Here is an 18,218-nt window from a genome sequence, read left to right as displayed (position 1 = left end):
AGGTGACCGTCTCCATCCCGCGGTGCGGATGAACGCCGAACGAGCCTTTCCGAAACCAATCCTCGGCCAGCAAAAGAAACGAATCGTATTGCTCCCAGTTGCCGGGCTCAGCAGCAGCCCGTTCGAGTGAATCGGGCTAATAGGGCTCTTTTGCGGCGAGCGCTCCTTTCCGCCCAATAGCGGAACCGGCGTATGTTATGGACCTGAAAAGCAACACAGACCGCACAATAACGGAAAACGATTCCTCTATTCCGCCATTAGCTCCCCTTTTTCAATACATGAGTTCGAAATAGCGGAAGCCTGTGCCGTTATATTCTGGAGTACGATGATATTCGAGACGATAACGGAACTCAGCGCCGCTATTTATCAGGCAGCGTGTTTTCACGCCTCTCGCCCGCCAGAACGCCTCCAGCTTGTATGCGAATGATGCGGCAGCAGAAAAAAAGGCCGGACAGCGTTTCGCAGCCCGACCTTGCGCTTATTTATCGAACAAAGAACGATACCGGCCCAAGCCTTCCTCTTCCAGCTTGTCCTTCGGCACGAACCGGAGAGCGGCCGAGTTGATGCAATACCGCAGGCCCGTCGGCTGAGGGCCGTCCTCGAACACGTGTCCGAGATGGGAATCGGCCTCCTTGCTTCGCACTTCCGTCCGGATCATGTTGTGGGTTACGTCGACATGCTCGTTGACCTGCTCGCCTTCGAGCGGCTTCGTGAACGACGGCCAGCCGCAGTTCGAATCGAACTTGTCCAGTGAGCTGAAGAGCGGCTCGCCGGATACGATATCGACATAAATGCCTTCTTCCTTATGGTCCCAGAAAGGATTGCGGAACGGCGGCTCGGTTCCGTTGTTTTGCGTCACTTCAAACTGGATCGGCGTGAGGCGGTTTCTCAGCTCCTCTTCCTTCTTCGTATCCTTCCAATGGCTCTTCACAAAGTCCGCACGCCCGGAGCCTACATAGTAAGCTTGGTACCGGACCGGATTCGTTTTGTAGTAGCCTTGATGGTAATCCTCTGCGGGATAGAATGTCTTGGCCTCCATAATCGGCGTGACGATAGGCTTTCGGAATTTTCCGCTTTCCGCCAATCGCTGCTTCGACTGCTCCGCAATACGTCGCTGCTCTTCATTGTGCACGAAGATCGCCGCCGTATAGGAATGGCCGCGATCCGCGAACTGGCCTCCGGCATCGGTAGGATCGATTTGCTGCCAGAAAAGCTCGACCAGCTTTTCGTAAGGAAACACGTCGGGGTCGAACGTAATTTGCACCGCTTCCACATGTCCCGTCTTATCGGAACACACTTGCTCGTAGGTAGGGTTCTCCACATGCCCGCCGGTGTAGCCCGATACGACTTTCATGATTCCCGGCTGTTTGTCGAATGGCTTCACCATGCACCAGAAGCAGCCGCCCGCAAAGGTAGCCTGCTCGTATCGTATGTTCTGCTCGCTCAAAAGAATCATCTCCTTCAACGTTTGCTGCAATGAATCGTTCATTTCGATATAGGACGTGTTGATCTATTATACCATTATTGTATGCGTGAACCTATCTATATACATATTTGCGCTTGGAGCTTTGAATCGATACGATCGGGCCCAAAAGAAAAACCGCCTCTCGGCGGTCCATCCAACGATCCGAAGATTCGTTGCAACTTTGGCGGGAGAGTCCCATAATGCCAAAGTTACACTTTCGCCGCCTTGAAAGGATGCGCTGTCAAACCATAATTGAATAGTCGAGATCGTTGTTTGGGTAACGGACGTTTGAAACGTTTGACCTATCGGCTGTATGGAAGTCGCCGTATCGCTAGCCAGTTGATCCAATCCAAGCTGGCTATTCGTCGCGTAGGTTGGCAACAAATTAACCTTGACCGCGTGATTCGGATCAATCTGATGAAGTCTTTTTGCTGCATCCTCCAACTTCGTAAAGAGAGCGGAAGAAGGTTCGTCCCAAAGACTATAGCCTAGTAGTGCAGGGTGTGCTTGATAGTGATTCGCCAAATCGTCCAGAAGTACCGTGGATTGCGTATTGCCGTCGCTATAAGGACGCTCCGGCTGATAGAAGCGAATCTCGAAAGCCAAATCGGTGCTTTGTGGCACACCATTTACATAAGCCTGTCCCCCTTCGTAGACATCGGCGTCACTGGTTTTCAATAAGCCTACGTTGTTCGGGCTTGTCGTTGCAAATTCCATATAGTATGACGCATTGCTGTCCATAGTAAGATTTCGCGGAAGAAGCAATTCCGGATGAGTCGTCTCCGATGGGCAGGTGAAGATCCGGGAAGCGTTTGCAATCAATTGATTTTTGGCGGGACTGTCGTATACGCTTAGTGTTACCGTTGCCCCGGCGGGACAGCTGGTCCCGTCCAATTGAAACTCCACCCGTTCCATGATCCACCCTGTTCCTGCCGTTGGCGTCGTAAACGTTTGGCCGATTCGGATATCGTTTCGCAAATACGAACCGCTCCCGGTCGTCGCCTGCTTCAGCATTTCCGTCTTCCAGTGAAACCCCCAGTCGTCAACGAGAATTTTGATCCCATGAGCTTCTGCCAAATTCAGAGCTTTCTCGTTTGTCGTCTTCGTTACGTTCTCATTCCCGCCAACGATTACATTAACATTCATGTTCTGAATTTCGGCATAAGTATTCATGTTGGCTTGCGATGGATGCGGTGGAACAGTAATTCTGATAGAGAACGGATCAACCAGAGGCGGCGAGGCAAAAAGGATCGAACCGAACGCGGTGGACAATAGAATCGAAACGGTCAGGGAGCCAATTATTTTTTGGCGGAAACTTGGAAAAGGCACACATGAAATCTCCTCCTCGAACGATATGATAATCAGCTTTCAATTTCCTTACTTTCCTTGCACCGACTTCGCTTCCGCAACCGCTTTATCCGCAGCTTCAGCCGCCTCCCGCATAATCGTGTTCATATCTTTCTGGCCTTTCACAATTTCCTTGATCGTCGCAATATAGATGTTCTCCACTAGCAGTTCGTATTCCGACCTGTAAGGCATCGGAGCAAGCTTATTGTAAAACACAGCCTTCCAATTTTTATCCTTGAACGGACTGTCCAGGCCAAAAGCCGCTTTCACCGACTCATCCTTCAGAACGGACAGCACGCCTTTTTTGGAGTAAGCGGTTTGGTTTTCCACCGAAGTGATATATTTGATTACTTCCATAGCCGCATCTTTGTTTTTGGCGATCGATGTGATACTCATGCTAACGGCCGTCGCTTGCGATCCGACACCGTTTAATTCCTTGTAGGTAGGGAACGCAACCATATCCCAATCGATTTTCTCCATATCCTTCGGAACGGCGTTTGGAAACTCGGAGTGAAAATGAAACATGGCGATTTCCTTCGTATTGGTAAATTCCAGCCGGTATGGCAGCGCATTTTTTTCAATGATTCTAGTTCTGAGAGCGTTGTCAAAATCATGATCCAAAAACGTGTCTTGAATAACCTTTTTCCAAGTTTCCTTTTCGAATGTCGATTTTCCCGTATTCGGGTCCAGGTACGGCTCCGAGAAAGGATTCGTTTTGAGCGCAAATTGCGGGAAACCGACAAAACCGTAGTATTGCTGATTCCCCTCCTTGCGCGTCATTTTTTGCGACAAGCCCTTCAACTCATTCCAAGTCATCCCGTCTTTCGGATAAGGAACCCCGAATTTATTAAACAGTTCCTTGTTATAAAATAACATCGAAACCTGCATGCTGGCCGGCAGCATGTACAGCTTTCCATTGCCGGCCTTTCGAATCCCTTCCATGACGGTAGGCTCGAACTTGTTCAAGTCCACCCCGTGCTTCTTGGCCAAATCGGTCATATCGTACTGCAGCTTGGAATCCACGAGAGGCTCCAGAACATAGTCGAACACATTGTAGATGATGTCGACCCGCTGGTTGGCCGCGATCAATTCCGGAATAGTCGCCCCTTTTTCTTTCCGTATATACTTGATCGCATAGTCGGGAAACTTGGCCCGTATGACATCCCCATATCTCCCGTTAAAACTGTCTTCCGATTCCCCGGCATGGGAATAAAAAACGAGCTCTACCGGCTCCTCCGGTTTGTTTGGACTGCTTTGCTCCTGATTAAGCGTCGTCCCGGACTTGTCGGCTCCATTCGAGCATGATGTCAACAGTGCCCCGTTTAGAGCCATAAGAAGCATTAATGAAACCCTTTTTTTCATAGTTAAGCCTCTTCTCTTCCATTTTAGAATTTTGTTTGCGCTTTCGTTATTCACTTTATAAAACTGCGGCCGATTGTACCATTGGCGATATGGACCGCCAACTTGTTGATTCGGCCAAAATCGTAATAATTACAAATTTATTGCAAAAAAACTACGACAGCATCATCCACATACAACCTGAAGGCGTTTTGATGGACATGACATGACGTTGCCCGAATAGAGGAACTACATTCCGTTATTGTCCCGAATTCCGTTACTCGCTTGAAGATAACGGAACAGGCTTCTTCTATATCGAGCTTTCGGGGTGAAAATGATCCTGAACAGCGGGATAGCGGAACGCTTTTCACTTATTTTGCACTCAACCACGAGAACTCGGGTCAATAGCATACTCCTGTTCCGCTATTTGTTGGACTCGCGGTCCCGCAATGCGCCCCCGGCAGAGGCAGCGGGCTTTCACCGAACATGCGCTATTCCAATTACCCACCACGTACGCGGATTGTGCCGTCGCAGAAAAAAAATCCCCGCAGTACGCGGAGATCATCGATTCTCGTCTCTATATTTTCCTGGTGAACACCCCACTTCCCGTGTAAACAATTTACTGAAAAATGCGGTGTCCTCATACCCTACCTTTTCGGCCACGACGGTAATAATTTCATCCGTCTCCGCCAGCAACCGCTTGGCTTTTTCCAGCCGGATTTTGTGAACGTATTCGATCACGCTGGAACCCGTATGACGATTGAACTGCCGGTTCAACTGACGGACTCCGATATGAAATAGTTCGGAGAGAGAGGATAACGTAATTTTCCGGTTATAGTGCCGTTCCACGTACCCGCATATGCGATGAACGATCAACTCGCTTGGCGAACCGCTTCCGGAATTGTTTTTCCGTTCATTGTAAATGCGGGACAGCAGAATGAACAACTCCGTCATTCTCAATTGAATCAACGCCTGAAAGCCGGGGCCTTGCCTGCTTATCTCCCAATGGAGCTCCTCCAGGATCGATTGCGTCTTTTCCGACGCCTTGCCTCGCAAATTCAGCTTATGATTGAATCGGGCGTCCCCGTTCAAAAAGGGTTGGACATAGAAAAAGTCGAGGGAATCGGAAATACGCAATTCACTCAACAGCGAGGTCGGAATAAAGCCTGGCTCGAACAAGCAGTTTATAATTTCGATTCTTTGATCGTTCTCCGTCACATAACCGTGTTTCTCACCCGGATTTATAATAAATACATCCCCTGCTTGCATCTCGTAGGAAATGTCTTGAAACAAATGAGTGGCCTGTCCCTCCGCAACATATATCAACTCCACAAAATTATGTACATGGAGACTTGGCATATTACGCGTATCGTGTTGGTTTCGCTGAATCCAGAACGGAAAATTGCGCGGATGAGAATACTGGTCCAATGATTTTATTTTCATACGACGACACCTCGTATTATATCGATCCTGGGCAAAGCGGCAATTCCCTGTTAGCAGCGAAAGCAATTCGAGTGTAACACATACGATTCGTTATGCACAGAACATATCGTTTTCTTTGCCTTCCGCTTTCGGTACATGGGGCAAAGCTTGGGCAGCCCTGCAGCCTTGCCTACACAAGCCCCGATTCTATGATAAAATACTAGAAAATACATCCAGACGGGAGAGAACCTATTCATGGCTGTCCAATTGCAAAACGACTGGGCTCCGCTGCTCGAGACGGAGTTCGCGAAGCCCTATTATTCCGAGCTGCGCAGCTTCCTGGCCCAAGAATACCGCAGCCGCACGGTATATCCTGACATGCACGACATCTTCTCGGCGCTTCGGCTAACCGGATATGAACAGACGAAGGTCGTCATTTTGGGTCAAGATCCGTACCATGGTCCCGGCCAAGCCCACGGGCTCAGCTTCTCGGTCAAACCGGGCGTTCCCGCTCCCCCATCTCTGCAAAATATTTTCAAGGAGCTGCACGACGATCTCGGCTGTAATATTCCAAACAACGGTTACCTTGTCAAATGGGCCGAGCAAGGCGTGCTGCTGCTCAATACCGTACTGACCGTTCAGGCGCATAATGCCAACTCGCATCGCGGCAAAGGCTGGGAAATGTTCACCGACCGCATCATCGAGCTGTTGAACGAGCGTGAGAAACCTGTCGTATTCGTGCTGTGGGGCAGTCCCGCCCAACAGAAAATGCAGCGGATCGATACAACGAGGCACTTCATTATCCGCTCGCCGCATCCGAGCCCGCTATCCTCTTATCGGGGATTTTTCGGAAGCCGGCCGTTCTCGCAAGCAAACCGTTTTTTGCGGGAACGCGGTCTCGGCGAGATCGATTGGCAAATACCGAATTTGTAAACCGTCATTCATTCGATAGAATTACAGAGGTGGGGAGCCTGTGAGCGTCGGACGCATCATCCGCGCTTTCCTGGATTCGACCCGATCGGAGCTATTTGCCAAAGACCGGTCACGGAGCACATGGTGAACCGGACGGTATCGATCTTTTTGTCCGAACAAAATAATCGTTGACAAATCCGTATGGGGCATAAAAGGGTATGCAATGATGATGGCGAAGGAGAAATTGCCGTGAACGAAGAGATCGTTCAGTATTATGTCGTGAACCGGGAGCTGTCCATGTCCCCTGGCAAGCTGGCAGCCCAGGCGGCTCACGCGGCTACGTTGACATCGGTCGATTTGCTGCAGGGAGACGCCTCGCAGTTTCCCGCTCCCGAGTATTTGCAATGGTTTGTCGAATGGTATCGCGGCGGCATGAAGAAAATCGTGCTGAAGGGAGCGGCCGGGGATTTGGAAAAGCTGGTCGACCTCGGATTTTATCCGATTCGGGACGGCGGGCTTACGGAAATTCCTTCAGGCTCTTTAACCGTCGTCAGCTTGCCGCCGATGCCCAAATCGAAAGCTCGGTCCTACGTGTCGGGCTTGAGCTTGTGTTAACGACTCCGCAACCGAGGTGTACTTTCATTGAATCCGATTCGCAATTCCGCTAAAGCGGTCATCGTGCGCGAACGCGCCCTATTGCTCACGAAAAATAAAGATCCCGAAGGTTATTTTTACTTGTTTCCCGGAGGCGGCCAAGATCCCGGAGAGGAGCTTGCGGCTGCGGTCGTCCGCGAATGCATGGAGGAAATCGGATGTCCGGTTGCCGTAGGCGAGCTGCTTCACGTGCGAGAGTATATCGGGAAAAACCATCAGTTTGCCGACTGGGATGCGGATATCCACCAAGTGGAGTTTTATTTCCGCTGCGAATTGCTGTCTGCGGACGAGACCGCATTTGCCGGCAGCAACCCGGATTCCGACCAGGTCGGCGTGGAATGGGTCGATATTGCTCGGCTGCACGAAATCCGGCTGTTTCCCGAGACGCTTAGCCGCTTTATACAAGCGGGAACGCAGGCGCCTTGCTATTTGGGGGACGTCAATTAACCATTTTTCAGTGCCCTGAAGACTAAGTCTCACTTCCGTCTTCCATTGAATGCGAGGGGAGCCTTTCTATATGAAGAGAATTATAGTCATAGGCTGCTCCGGATCGGGAAAATCGACGTTCTCCCGTCAACTCGGTGAGAAGATCGGGTCCAAAGTGTATCATCTCGACGCTTACTATTGGAATCCCGACTGGAAAGCGACCGATCCGGAGACGTTCGATTCGATCGTAACCGGGCTCACAGCAGAGGACGAGTGGATCATCGACGGCAATTATTCCCGTACATTGGATCTTCGCCTCAAGCGATCGGATACCGTCATTCTGTTCGATTTCCCCCGTTCTATTTGTTTATACCGCGCACTCAAACGGAGATTTCAGTACCACGGACGAACGCGACCGGATATGGGCGAAGGGTGCCCGGAGAAAATCGATTTCGCTTTTCTCCGATGGATATGACATTTTCGGAAGCGGAACAGGCCGAAGCTGCTGGCCAAGCTGGAGCAGGTCAGGTTGAGCCAAGACGTAATCGTGTTCCGGAGTCCGCGGGATGCGCGGGACTATTTGTAGGAAACGGCCTCCGTCCTAAATCGTATCGCCGGACAACCGGATTATGAACATAGGTTTATTATTTATGAATCCAAGTTCATTATTTCCGCCCAAAAAAGCGCTTGGCAACAAATAATGAACCGAATTTTACTAACAGTGAACACAAGTTCAGCAATAGTAATATTCGGCTCATTATTTGCGGAAATCCGCCTAAACCCAGCATAATAGCGCAATGAGGTTCACCGAAGCCTCGTCTGCGCCGGAGAACGGCACGACCGTTTCCGGCCGACAGCTTCTCCATCTCCGCTGCAAAAACGGCGGCGGCTTTGCCGTCATAAGGGGTAACGATGCAGGCTTTTGCAAAACGCTTCGGAAAAAATGCAACGCCTTTGTCGTATCCGCACGCAATAGCGCAGGAGATGCGCATAAAGCTTCGCCGCCTTCCAGGCCGCGATGTTTTATGCGTTGGTCTTCATGACGTAAACCGTCAGCGTATGGGCCCCCAAATCCACAGCCGATCCTGTTAGGTTAGCATATACCACAGTCACAGTGTCGTTCGCAGTGACGGTGCCCGTCACCAGAAGGCCCGCCGTGCTAACCGATACGGACACAAGGATCGCATCCGCATCGGAGACGCGGCATCCTGCCACCGTGACGGTCGTTGAAACGGAGGCTCCCGATACCATGCTGTCCGGATCGAAGGACTTTGAGCCCTTGAGGCGCTCGTCCCTAATTACGACCGCATTGTTTGTCGTACCCGCAAAGTCAGGCGAGTTGTTCACATGGATTGAGTTTCGATCAAATGTGACGGTCGTGGTGCGGAAGTCGTAGTTACCTGCGTCAAGCACAGTGGTTCGCGAGCAATTGTCCAGGACAATTCCACGCGCCCCTACGGTGAGGTTCACGAACTCGAAAACGTGCACAGACTCGCCCGCCTCCGGCGCGAAGATGCAGTCTCTCGCAAAGCACGTCGCCGTGCCGGTCAGGTAGACAAGCGCAGTCGTGCCGTTTCCGAAGTAGCCTGACAGAGACAAGCGAACGTGCTTTCCCCATACGCCGAAAAGCGACTTCTTGGTCGATGGCTGGCGTTCGACGATACTTCCGCCATCAACCCTCAGTTCAATAAAGATCGACGAAGAAACTCCAAGCGCGCTTATCTCCTGCTTGCCGGTGTGCGATGTGCTGCAACATACAACATTGTTATTTCGCACCGTGTTATTCACAAGCGACACTTGGTTTGTCTTCAGCCAAGCGCCCCTTGCGGGATTTCCGGCGACACCGGCCTCGAACCTGATGGGCAGATTTACTTCTTCAAACGTATTGTTTTCGAATAGTTCATTCGATCCTGACGTGCGTATCCCCACATTGCTGATGTTGCGGAAATAACAGTTGCGTACCGTATGATTGTCGAATCGGTAGCTGCCCGCCTCATTGAAGTCCAAGCCGTTGCTGTCATCTACGTAATCGAAAATGCAAGAACTAATGAGGCCGCCGCCGGATTCCCAGTTTACCGCCCCCTTGGTGAAGAAATAGAAATGGCTGTTGCGCATCTCCGACGACGGATGGCAGTTTAGCACATTTAGTGCTGACGATGACCATTTGGTGCTTGGATTGCCATCCCGCGCCTTGGTGGCATACAGTCGGTTGATCTTCAGGACCGTTCTGGCGTCGTCTGACTGCACCTGCAGCATTTCTCCGGGAGATGATCGCAGGGTGCAGTCGTCAATCCAGACGTGATCCAGATTATAGAGAAGGATCTCCATATTGCGGGCATCAAGCAGCAGAGTCGGGGCGGCGATGCCGGAGCCTGTTGTGTAACGGCGGTTTGACCCGCGCGTCATCACAATGTTCTCCATGATGACCTTGGAGTTTGCGGGAGACGCCGGCCCCCTGAAATCGATTAGCGGCGTCCCACCGATCATCGGATTCGCCGGACTATTCTGGCCGTTGATGGTCATGTTCTTCAGCGTCACGGACGGCGCATCGGCCGCCACCGAATAGAACACGTTTTTGGTCCAGTAGATCGGAGTGGCGTTTACCGAGTGCGTCCCCCACGCCCCAAAGTCTCCGAGGATCGTCGCGCCGCCAAGGTCAATCTCGATATCATCGGTAATCTGGAGCTCGACAATCTTGAATTGCTTTATCGAGTTCTTGCAGACTATGCGGTTAAAACCAAGGAACTGCGACAGGGAGATGGCTGCGGCGAATGCCGTTGTGGCGTCGGATCCGTCACCCGCAGCGCCGAACCAGCGCACGTCGATTTCGTCATAGACACGCACCCAGGCGCCTGCAGTGACGGCAATGGCATCGGCTTTTATGAAGATACCCTCGGCAGTGTCGGCGGCGATATGCGCAGAATAGTCGCCAGCGGTCCACTCAAAGATACCCTCGCGCCCCGACACACCAAGGAAGGCAAGCGTAGTCACTGCGGTATCAAGTGCCTTTAGCTCAGTCCTGCTCGCAACGGTGACGAACGAACAGCAGTTCGAATCGAACGAATCCGCCGCCAAAAAATCGGGCGGACCTTTGCGGCCGTAAACTTCGCCACTCACCGGTCTCCCGGCAGCGAACGACGTGCCTAACGTTCCTCCGATCACGCTGCCCGCGGCCAAGGCCGCCCCGGCTATGCCGAGCGACGACAGCATCGCCCTTCTCGTGAGCAACGGCAGCTTGCCGCCGGTATCCAAACCCTTGTCTTCTTGCATTTCATCCATTTCTCGCCGTTCCATCATGTACGCCGCCTCTCGCTTCAATTGGATTTTTGTATGCGTTTACATTATATTGGTTTCATGCGCCTTCCACCGTTTGTATTCAATTCCCATTTTCCTCGAACTGAATTTGTTTTAGGATATTCGACTCCATTTGTTTAACCGACTGCAAATATATTGAAGGAGACATCTCGTGACCCCTTCAATTTTTACTTTCTTAACTTTCAGGAAAAACTTCTGATCGAAGCCTTCTCGGAAGATGTACATTCGTGCTTCAGCGGTAGCTGTTATTTATTATGAATCGGTTGGAGGGTCCCATATGATTCGAGCGGCAACGGATCAAATATGAGACAAGTTTTAGACTAAGTCAATTGGACTTCGCTCCCACCTCCGATCTCAACGATTTTGCCATTCGCTTGAATCCAGACCGGGCTTGCCGACGGATTGTATACGAAAGAACGCGATGCGGAGAACTGAAGCCGGTGAAACGACTTGACATAATCTACGATTTCGATGTTGGTGGCGTACCATATATCGTCTCGGCGTCCCGCACGGGCGCAAAACGTCTCGATCAACTCCCAATTGTTGTCGTTGTCGAACTCGTAGCTATGCCCCCATACATACATCATATATAAGTACTGGCTTTTATTGGCGGCGAGGAAGCTTTCCGTCAAGTGCAATAAGTTTCGATTGCGATAATGGTGGCAAGTCGGCTTCCACTCGTGCCAATCGTCGGGCATTCCGAATCCACCCGTACTTTCCGTTACTCTCGAGTACTCGATCCCGAGCATAGGAAGTATTTCTTTAATCGCTTTGTTGAAAGAGCCGTTCGGATAAGACATCCCTCTTACCGTATATCCGGCTATACTTTCGAGTTCCATCCGGTCTTCCATAATCTCGTGTACGAGCTGCTCCTTCGGGCATCTGGCGATAGTCGGATGCGTCACGGTATGCGCGGAAATTTCATGTCCGCGGAACAGCTCGGCTATATCCTCCCGAGGGACCCGGTCTTTAGCGCCGAACAAGCCGGAATTCAAGTGAAACGTTCCTTTGATTCCGTAGTCGTTCATCAACTGTACCAATCTCCGGTCAGCATATCTGCCGTCATCGTAGCTAAGCGTTAGCACTTTGAATTTGCCATGGGGAAAAGTCATCAATACTTTCGTCATCTTCGAAAAACTCCTCTATCCGGATATCCGTAAATCAGACGCGGCCAATCGTTCGCGATGCGTAACGCTTTCATTTTATCTCAGGACCTATGATATCCTCGTCAATTTGCTCGCTTACAACCTGTTCGAACGCTTCAAACGCGATTGCTACGAGCCAGTCCATCAACGTTATACGATCGCTCGATTTCATCAGGAATTCTTTCAATGCGCAGCGATCCCCATACATCACAGTCGCTCCATAGTCCTCAAATTGGTTCAAAACTTCGCTGGGCGCCATACCTGGAAGTGTAGAAACTCTAGTGGCGCAATTGGAATGAATTCTTGAACTCGCGCTTTCTCTCACGAACCTTGATACTAGAAGCTTTAGAAATTCAGGATCTTTTAAGAAAAGTCGCCATTAGGCGACCTTTCTAAAAGGTTATACGAAGCGGTTGGGAAGGTCCCATTCGATACGAGCGGCATACACGCTGTTGTCGGCACCCCATAACGAGATCAGTCCGCTCATATGCGGCGCCGATTCGAAAGGGGCCAGCTCCTCGGCCGTATGCGTCAGAAGCAGCCGCCGGTGCATCTCCTTGCCGGACGCGCCGCCGTTCTGCATCCACTCGGATACGGTGACCCAAGTTTCCCGCTCATTCACGTTTACGACTCCGAAGTTGCATAGACGAGCCCCCCGTTCCGGGACCAACACGCGTTCCGACGAGCGGACCAAACAAAGCCGTTCCGGATCGACCTCGGCGATAAACAAAGGAGCCCGGTGTCTGAAAATGTGATCGTTGTTGTCCGTCTTTCTCGTATAGACCAGGAACAGTCCGTCGCTATGCGTTACCCAATGCTGCTGGGTGTTGTACGTGAGTACATCGCTCCCGTCGTCCCAAGTCCATTGTTTCGGTTCCCCGAAATGCAATCCGTCCGCGCTTCGCGTCACGGCGCCGTGATCGTCGGCCCGCAACGTCAGGAAAAATCCCCCGCCGAACCGGGTCAAGGATGGCTCCGCATAGCCGCGACCCTTCGGAACGGTGAGCTCCGTACCGTGCTCGATATATTGCAAGGCTTCGCCGTCAAACCGGCAACGAACGACCGTGGAGCAGCAGAATTGCCGATCAATGCCCGGTTCCTTCGCCGATTTCAAGTAATAGACGGGCAGCAAAATATCGCCGTTTTCCAGATCGAAGCGCTGAGTCGATCCCGCACCTGACGCAAATAACGACGAAGGCACCGCCATTTCCCGCCAATCGGTCCAGACCCGACTTTTGGGATCGTATACCGCATATGCCGTTTTGCGAATCGTCCTTATAATCTCGTCCCCTTTATAGGTTACGGTATGACCGATGCCGAGCAGCTTTCCCGACGCTTCATGCCAACCGGGAGTAAAATCGCAGATCACTTCCATGAGTCCGTCATGCAGCGCGCGTCGACCGAGCGACGGCTGTTCGACGGGAGGAGACCACGTCCGCCCCCCATCTTCGGAGCTCATCCCGGTCAATGCATAGAAAACATCGCTGCCGGTCAAATCGAGCGGAGACATGGTCAATACGATGGACGGCTTCTCGCCCTTCACGATGCCGGCTCGCGGATGCGTTCGGCAATAAACTTGACCGGGAACGAACCCGGAGCAGATCGTGTCCAGCCGAATGTCATATCCGGAACTCGCCTTCGATTTCTCGCACATCATTCGATCATTGCCTCTCTATTATCGGTTTCATCGGCCAACGGTTACTTGCCCGCGGAGATTTGCGCTTCGATCGCTTTATCTGCCGCTTCCGCCGCCTGTCTAAGCGCAGTGTTCACATCGGCGACGGTTCCGGCCGAAAGCTTCTCCATTTCCGCTACAAAAGCGGCGTTGGCTCTGCCGTCATAAGGAGTAACGGTGTAGGCATCGGCAAAACGCTCCGGAAACCATCCGGATACATTGATGTTTCTTTCTTGCATCCATGCGTTGTCCTTGCTGTATTCCGCACGGATTTGCGGGTCGTCAATAACCGGCAGGGAGCCGCTCCCGATTCTGGCTTGCTGAAGCTGGTACTCTTTGGAGGCCAAAAAGGCGATAGCTTGAAAAGCCTCATCCTTATGTTTGCTTATGCTCGTCACGCCGAAGAAATTCGGAATCAATCCGCCTCCGACTCCGGGTTTGTCGGGAGATACCGGAAAGCTTGCGACGTCCACCCGTCCGTTCCAGTCCCGACTCAGATTATTGGCCGTCAGCATCATGGCGGCCGTTCCTTTTGTAAATTCGTCGAATTGATTTTTCCATCTGGCGCTTTCCGCATCCACTTCGTTGCCCGGAATATTGTAAAAACGGATCAAATTCGAGACAAGCTTTTGCCACTTCTCGTCCTTGGCGAATAAGGCTTTGTTCGTTGCGGGGTCGACCAGACCGGCGCCCATCGGATTAAATGTAGCCATGTAAGTCCAGCCGATCGCAAGCCCCCTGTACTTCACACCGCCTTCGGTGCGGGCCATCTTTTTGGTCAAATCATACAATTGATCCCAAGTCAAACCTTTCTGGGGATACGAGACCCCGAATTTGTCGAACAGATCTTTGTTGTAGTACAAATAGAGGCTTCCGACCGCGACGGGCAACCCGTAAAGAGCGCCTCCTCCGAGTCCTTTCAGGGAATCGACCGCCTGCGGAACCAACGAATTCAAATCAAAGCGATTCCGTTTGATCAGATCGGCATGATCGTATTGCAGCCCGAATGGTTGCAACGATTGCGACACATTGGACAGACTCGCGTACAACACATCGATAGGCACTCCTGTAGCGACGGCATCCGCAAGCGTTAGCCCCTCCGAACCGTTAGCTTTGGAAGTTTGATAATATTTCATTGAAATATGCGGATATTTCTTCATGATTGGATTTCCGATAGTTTCCATAAACCGTTGCTCGCCATAGTTGCCGCCCGAGTAGTAAAACGATAATTCGACAGGCTCCGTGCTCGGCTTCTTCTCTTCCGGACTCGCTGACGACCCACCTTGGCCGCCGGCGCAAGCCGTCAAAAGCAATGCCGGCAAAACTGCTGCAGCGGAAAACCGTAAGTTAACAAACTTTCGCATGGTTGAATCCCCCTCTATTTTGCTTGTGTCCATTTTGACGTATGCCGCTCCTCGGTGCCTGATCTCGCGGGCAACGGTTATTGTGGGAGCGCCGTTACATGTGCAAGTCGGCCTGCCTCCTTTCATCTTAATGATATGCCAGCATTGAATGCGGTTTCAATCTGTCCAATCGCTCTTCTTTTTAGCCATTTGTGCCGGATGTCTAACAAAGCTTGAGGAGCCATTATGCCATTTGCTACCTTGATCTCAAGAAGCTTATCACTATTGTGGGTAAAGGGGGGCAACGCGAGTGACAATCGATGTGGGCATATATTTATGTGATGGATAAAGTCCAAGGAAGCACCATTATCCGATAACTGGCATGAATATGTATGGCGAAACCGGTGGGGGGAATTGAAGGAAAAATGCCTGCGACTCCTTCCGGGAAATGACCTCTGAAATCTGGCCGCCGAACACCCGAACTCTCGATCCCCACTTTAGAAGCCAGCTTCAGGCAGGCGCCGGCCGTTTCCACAGCGGATTTCATCGGCTTGGCCGGCCTGAGCGATAAAGCCAGGCACGGGATCGATACTCCCGATGCCTCGCATTCCGCCCGGACCGAAGCAAAGTGTTCTGGTGATGCCGTCAAACTCGACGCCGTGCGCATGATTCGTGTCGGTACACAATCTCCACGCCATCATAGCCATAACGGCGAGCCGTTGCCGTCAGTTCCTGAAAAAATAATTGCGGTGCCGAAAACGAGAAACTCAACACGAAGGGCCCGCTTAAAGCCACTCATAGTTGTTCGAGAAACCGCTCCAGTGAGTCGATCGTGCGGTCCGTCTTTTTCTCGAACGAGCAGGTTGCCAGCAAGGCGGCGACTTTTTCCCGCGGGAGCCATGCCGTCAAGCTTTTGCCGAGCGCGGTATGGTAAATCGCCCCCCGCTGGCCGACCGCGCCGGACAAATATTGGCGGTGATCCGGCTCGACATGGACGAGATAAAGGACGGCGTCTTTGTCCAGCACCGCCAAATGCGTCGTCAAGCCGGTGCGCTCGACGAGCTCGATCAATATTTTTTTCCTTTCTACGGTCAAGTCGGTCGAGTTCGTATAAACAGCCCCGAGCTCGAACGACAGGATGGAGTCGTCTCCGGCGATTTGATGTTTGATAATGCCGTTGCGGTGAGTGCGCGGAGGTTTCCGGTTTTGCTTTAGGAAGTCATCTCCTTCGGGTAAATAGTGTCTCGTATTGCCGCATCTTCGCGATCTCCCGCGGAAGATGATCTTCATAAGGCTCCCAGTTGATCCATTCGCCGCTGATGTAGCCGTCATAGCCGGCCGCAAGCAAAATCCGCACGACCTCGGCATGATCGATTTCTCCCTCGCCCATCGGGCGGAATTGCAGTTTCTCCAAGGTAAGCAATCCGTCGTGAAAATGAACATGGCGGATCCACGACTTGAGGCGCTGAAACGAATAGTCGGGTGAACGCCCCCCTCGTCTCTGCGTATGCATAACGTCCCATGTAACCGCGATATTCGGATGATCCACTTCGGACATGATTTCCGCCATTCTATCGGGATCGTACCAGGCATCATGGGTTTCGATACAGACCGTTACCCCTTCCGACTCAGCCATGGAAGCGAGTTGTCGCATCGACCGGATCAGAAATGCCTGTGACTCCTCCCGGGAAACGCCCTCTGGAATCTGTCCGCCGAACACCCGAACTCTCGGAGCCCCCACTTGAGAAGCCAGCTTCAGGTAGGCGCCTGCCTCTTCCACAGCGGATTTCATCGGATTGGCTAGCTTGAGCGTTAAGTCCAGACCCGGAATCGATACTCCCGATGCCTCGCATTCCGCCCGGACCCGGGCAAGGTGTTCCGGTGATGCCGTCAACTCGACGCCATGCGCATGATTCGCGTCGGTACGCAGCTCCACGCCATCATAGCCGTAACGGCGAGCCGTTGCCGTCAGTTCCTGAAAGGATAATTGCGGTGCCGAAAAGCTCATAAACGCGTACTTCATAGTCGTCCTTTCCTTTCCGATACAGAAATGATCTTCCCGGTTCGTGCCGAATCACACATCAGATCGAGCGCCAGCTGCGCCGAATAAGCTTGCTCTAGGCCTGTAGAAGGAGATCTCCGCTCAAGAATGGCATTCGTAAAATCCAGCAGCGGACCATCATGGAGTATGCCCCAATCCTCGTCTCCTTCCCAGATAACCGTCGACACGGTACCGGTTCCCGGAACGAACTTGCTTGCGATGAGACTGTTCTTCCTGGCAGTGGTCATTTGCAGCGTGAGCGCACCATGGCTGCCGATGATCTGCCAACTTTCCTCCGCCGGAGCAGCCGCATATTCGCCGCGCTCGAACGTGACGACGGCGCCGCCCTTGCAGCGGATCAGACCTGTGCCGTGCGTCTCCCCGTCCGCCCCGGCACCGGTATACGGGAATCTGTCCGGGTCGGTGCCCCAGGTCTGCGCCAGCGCTTCCACCGGCTCCAGCTTCCATCCCGTAATCCCGAACAGATAATCGAGATCGTAGCAGCCCCAGTTGAACCAAATACCGCCGCCATTCATGTCGATTCGGTATCGCCATGCCGGCGGCTCCTTCTCGGGGGGACGCCCGGCAGACTTGACCGCCCGACAGCGAATGACGCGAAGCTCCCCGAGCTGGCCGGACTGCAGATACTCTGCGGCGGCCTGCGCGTGCTTCAGGAAACGGAACCGGGAGGTGCAGAACGCGACGACACGGTCACCCTGAACATCCCGGATGCGTTCCAACTCCGCCGCACGAGTCGCCGACGGCTTCTCAATCAGCACGTGCTTGCCCCGACGCAGAGCCTGGACAGCCAATTCCGCCCGCCCGGCGGCCGGCGTGGAGAGCACAACTGCGTTTATGTCCGGCTGCGCGAATAGCTCGGCAGCATCCGTAAACCGTTTCGGAACCCCGTATTCCTTCGACACGGCCTCAGCCGCAGCCAAATTCAGATCGGCGACGGCGCCGATCTCAATCCAGGACTTGTCGCGGGCCGCATCCAGATGCTTTCTCCCGATAAGGCCGCACCCTACGACACCTAATCTGACTTTTCCTTCCATGCCTCTCACTCTCGCCCTTCTTGTCATTTTAAATGGATGCGTTTTCCCGTCAATGCGGCCTTCCGGGTCGCTTCCACTAC

Annotated in this window: 16 protein-coding genes and 1 pseudogene; 5 read left to right on the top strand and 12 right to left on the bottom strand. The window is 52.4% G+C overall.

Annotated elements, in window-relative coordinates:
• Nucleotides 1–478: 478 nt before the first annotated feature.
• The 4 genes from msrA to FE784_RS04730 form a co-directional block, all read right to left on the bottom strand.
• Nucleotides 479–1,447 (bottom strand): peptide-methionine (S)-S-oxide reductase MsrA, encoded by a 969-nt coding sequence (gene msrA / locus FE784_RS04745; RefSeq protein WP_139600992.1) that lies wholly within the window; start codon nt 1,445–1,447, stop codon nt 479–481.
• 66 nt (nt 1,448–1,513) lie between these two features.
• Complete coding sequence (locus FE784_RS04740; protein ID WP_139600991.1) at nt 1,514–2,794, bottom strand: hypothetical protein; 1,281 nt, start codon at nt 2,792–2,794, stop codon at nt 1,514–1,516.
• Between the two features lie 48 nt (nt 2,795–2,842).
• Nucleotides 2,843–4,174: an ABC transporter substrate-binding protein gene (locus tag FE784_RS04735; RefSeq protein ID WP_139600990.1), complete on the bottom strand. Its 1,332-nt coding sequence runs from the start codon at nt 4,172–4,174 to the stop codon at nt 2,843–2,845.
• Between the two features lie 537 nt (nt 4,175–4,711).
• Nucleotides 4,712–5,593 carry an AraC family transcriptional regulator gene (locus tag FE784_RS04730; RefSeq protein WP_139600989.1) on the bottom strand — a complete coding sequence of 294 codons (882 nt, stop codon included), beginning with the start codon at nt 5,591–5,593 and terminating at the stop codon, nt 4,712–4,714.
• 234 nt (nt 5,594–5,827) lie between these two features.
• Here FE784_RS04730 and FE784_RS04725 point away from each other — a divergent pair, with 234 nt between their 5' ends.
• The 4 genes from FE784_RS04725 to FE784_RS04710 all read left to right on the top strand — a co-directional run bounded on the left by FE784_RS04725 (nt 5,828) and on the right by FE784_RS04710 (nt 8,039).
• Complete coding sequence (locus FE784_RS04725; RefSeq protein ID WP_139600988.1) at nt 5,828–6,505, top strand: uracil-DNA glycosylase; 678 nt, start codon at nt 5,828–5,830, stop codon at nt 6,503–6,505.
• Between the two features lie 228 nt (nt 6,506–6,733).
• A complete protein-coding gene (locus FE784_RS04720) occupies nt 6,734–7,099 on the top strand; it encodes an aminoacyl-tRNA hydrolase (RefSeq protein WP_246131903.1) in 366 nt (121 codons plus the stop codon).
• A 27-nt stretch (nt 7,100–7,126) separates the two neighbouring features.
• A complete protein-coding gene (locus tag FE784_RS04715; protein WP_139600986.1) occupies nt 7,127–7,585 on the top strand; it encodes an NUDIX domain-containing protein in 459 nt (152 codons plus the stop codon).
• Nucleotides 7,586–7,655: 70 nt separating this feature from the next.
• Nucleotides 7,656–8,039, top strand: a complete 384-nt coding sequence (locus tag FE784_RS04710) for a P-loop NTPase family protein (RefSeq protein ID WP_246131902.1) — start codon at nt 7,656–7,658, stop codon at nt 8,037–8,039.
• 190 nt (nt 8,040–8,229) lie between these two features.
• Here FE784_RS04710 and FE784_RS04705 read toward each other — a convergent pair whose 3' ends face one another.
• The 3 genes from FE784_RS04705 to FE784_RS04695 form a co-directional block, all read right to left on the bottom strand.
• Nucleotides 8,230–8,556: a hypothetical protein gene (locus FE784_RS04705; RefSeq protein ID WP_139600985.1), complete on the bottom strand. Its 327-nt coding sequence runs from the start codon at nt 8,554–8,556 to the stop codon at nt 8,230–8,232.
• 31 nt (nt 8,557–8,587) lie between these two features.
• Nucleotides 8,588–10,861 carry a right-handed parallel beta-helix repeat-containing protein gene (locus tag FE784_RS04700; RefSeq protein WP_218103748.1) on the bottom strand — a complete coding sequence of 758 codons (2,274 nt, stop codon included), beginning with the start codon at nt 10,859–10,861 and terminating at the stop codon, nt 8,588–8,590.
• A 338-nt stretch (nt 10,862–11,199) separates the two neighbouring features.
• Nucleotides 11,200–12,006 (bottom strand): polysaccharide deacetylase family protein, encoded by an 807-nt coding sequence (locus FE784_RS04695; protein ID WP_139600984.1) that lies wholly within the window; start codon nt 12,004–12,006, stop codon nt 11,200–11,202.
• Nucleotides 12,007–12,061: 55 nt separating this feature from the next.
• On the opposite strand from FE784_RS04695, the pseudogene FE784_RS42775 reads away from it, so the two are divergent.
• A pseudogene (locus FE784_RS42775) lies at nt 12,062–12,323 on the top strand (IS1380 family transposase); the annotation flags it as partial.
• Nucleotides 12,324–12,424: 101 nt separating this feature from the next.
• Here the strand turns inward: FE784_RS42775 and FE784_RS04690 are convergent.
• From FE784_RS04690 to FE784_RS04670, 5 genes are all read right to left on the bottom strand, one after another.
• The gene (locus tag FE784_RS04690; protein ID WP_139600983.1) at nt 12,425–13,681 is read right to left on the bottom strand and encodes an exo-alpha-sialidase; all 1,257 of its coding nucleotides are present in this window, start codon (nt 13,679–13,681) and stop codon (nt 12,425–12,427) included.
• A 41-nt stretch (nt 13,682–13,722) separates the two neighbouring features.
• Entirely contained in the window at nt 13,723–15,063 is a 1,341-nt protein-coding gene (locus FE784_RS04685; protein WP_176705975.1) for an ABC transporter substrate-binding protein, read from the bottom strand.
• Nucleotides 15,064–15,837: 774 nt separating this feature from the next.
• On the bottom strand, nt 15,838–16,332 hold the full coding sequence (locus tag FE784_RS42770) for an IclR family transcriptional regulator domain-containing protein (RefSeq protein WP_425465529.1): 495 nt from the start codon (nt 16,330–16,332) through the stop codon (nt 15,838–15,840).
• Entirely contained in the window at nt 16,262–17,065 is an 804-nt protein-coding gene (locus tag FE784_RS04675) for a sugar phosphate isomerase/epimerase family protein (RefSeq protein ID WP_139600980.1), read from the bottom strand. The genes FE784_RS42770 and FE784_RS04675 overlap by 71 nt, the downstream gene beginning before the upstream one ends.
• A partial coding sequence (locus FE784_RS04670) for a Gfo/Idh/MocA family protein (protein ID WP_139600979.1) occupies nt 17,062–18,218 on the bottom strand: 1,157 nt, incomplete at its 5' end. The genes FE784_RS04670 and FE784_RS04675, both read right to left, overlap by 4 nt.

The organism is Paenibacillus hemerocallicola (assembly GCF_006265175.1).
GTDB lineage: Bacteria > Bacillota > Bacilli > Paenibacillales > NBRC-103111 > Paenibacillus_AB > Paenibacillus_AB hemerocallicola.
This window is presented reverse-complemented; position numbering and strand designations above follow the sequence as displayed.

Coding starts and splice junctions, on each gene's coding strand:
- FE784_RS04735 (WP_139600990.1), bottom strand. CDS start 4,174: ATGAAAAAAAGGGTTTCATTAATGCTTCTTATGGCTCTAAACGGGGCA.
- FE784_RS04730 (WP_139600989.1), bottom strand. CDS start 5,593: ATGAAAATAAAATCATTGGACCAGTATTCTCATCCGCGCAATTTTCCG.
- FE784_RS04725 (WP_139600988.1), top strand. CDS start 5,828: ATGGCTGTCCAATTGCAAAACGACTGGGCTCCGCTGCTCGAGACGGAG.
- FE784_RS04710 (WP_246131902.1), top strand. CDS start 7,656: ATGAAGAGAATTATAGTCATAGGCTGCTCCGGATCGGGAAAATCGACG.
- FE784_RS04705 (WP_139600985.1), bottom strand. CDS start 8,556: ATGCGCATCTCCTGCGCTATTGCGTGCGGATACGACAAAGGCGTTGCA.
- FE784_RS04700 (WP_218103748.1), bottom strand. CDS start 10,861: ATGATGGAACGGCGAGAAATGGATGAAATGCAAGAAGACAAGGGTTTG.
- FE784_RS04695 (WP_139600984.1), bottom strand. CDS start 12,006: ATGACGAAAGTATTGATGACTTTTCCCCATGGCAAATTCAAAGTGCTA.
- FE784_RS04690 (WP_139600983.1), bottom strand. CDS start 13,681: ATGATGTGCGAGAAATCGAAGGCGAGTTCCGGATATGACATTCGGCTG.
- FE784_RS04685 (WP_176705975.1), bottom strand. CDS start 15,063: ATGCGAAAGTTTGTTAACTTACGGTTTTCCGCTGCAGCAGTTTTGCCG.
- FE784_RS42770 (WP_425465529.1), bottom strand. CDS start 16,332: ATGAAGATCATCTTCCGCGGGAGATCGCGAAGATGCGGCAATACGAGA.
- FE784_RS04675 (WP_139600980.1), bottom strand. CDS start 17,065: ATGAAGTACGCGTTTATGAGCTTTTCGGCACCGCAATTATCCTTTCAG.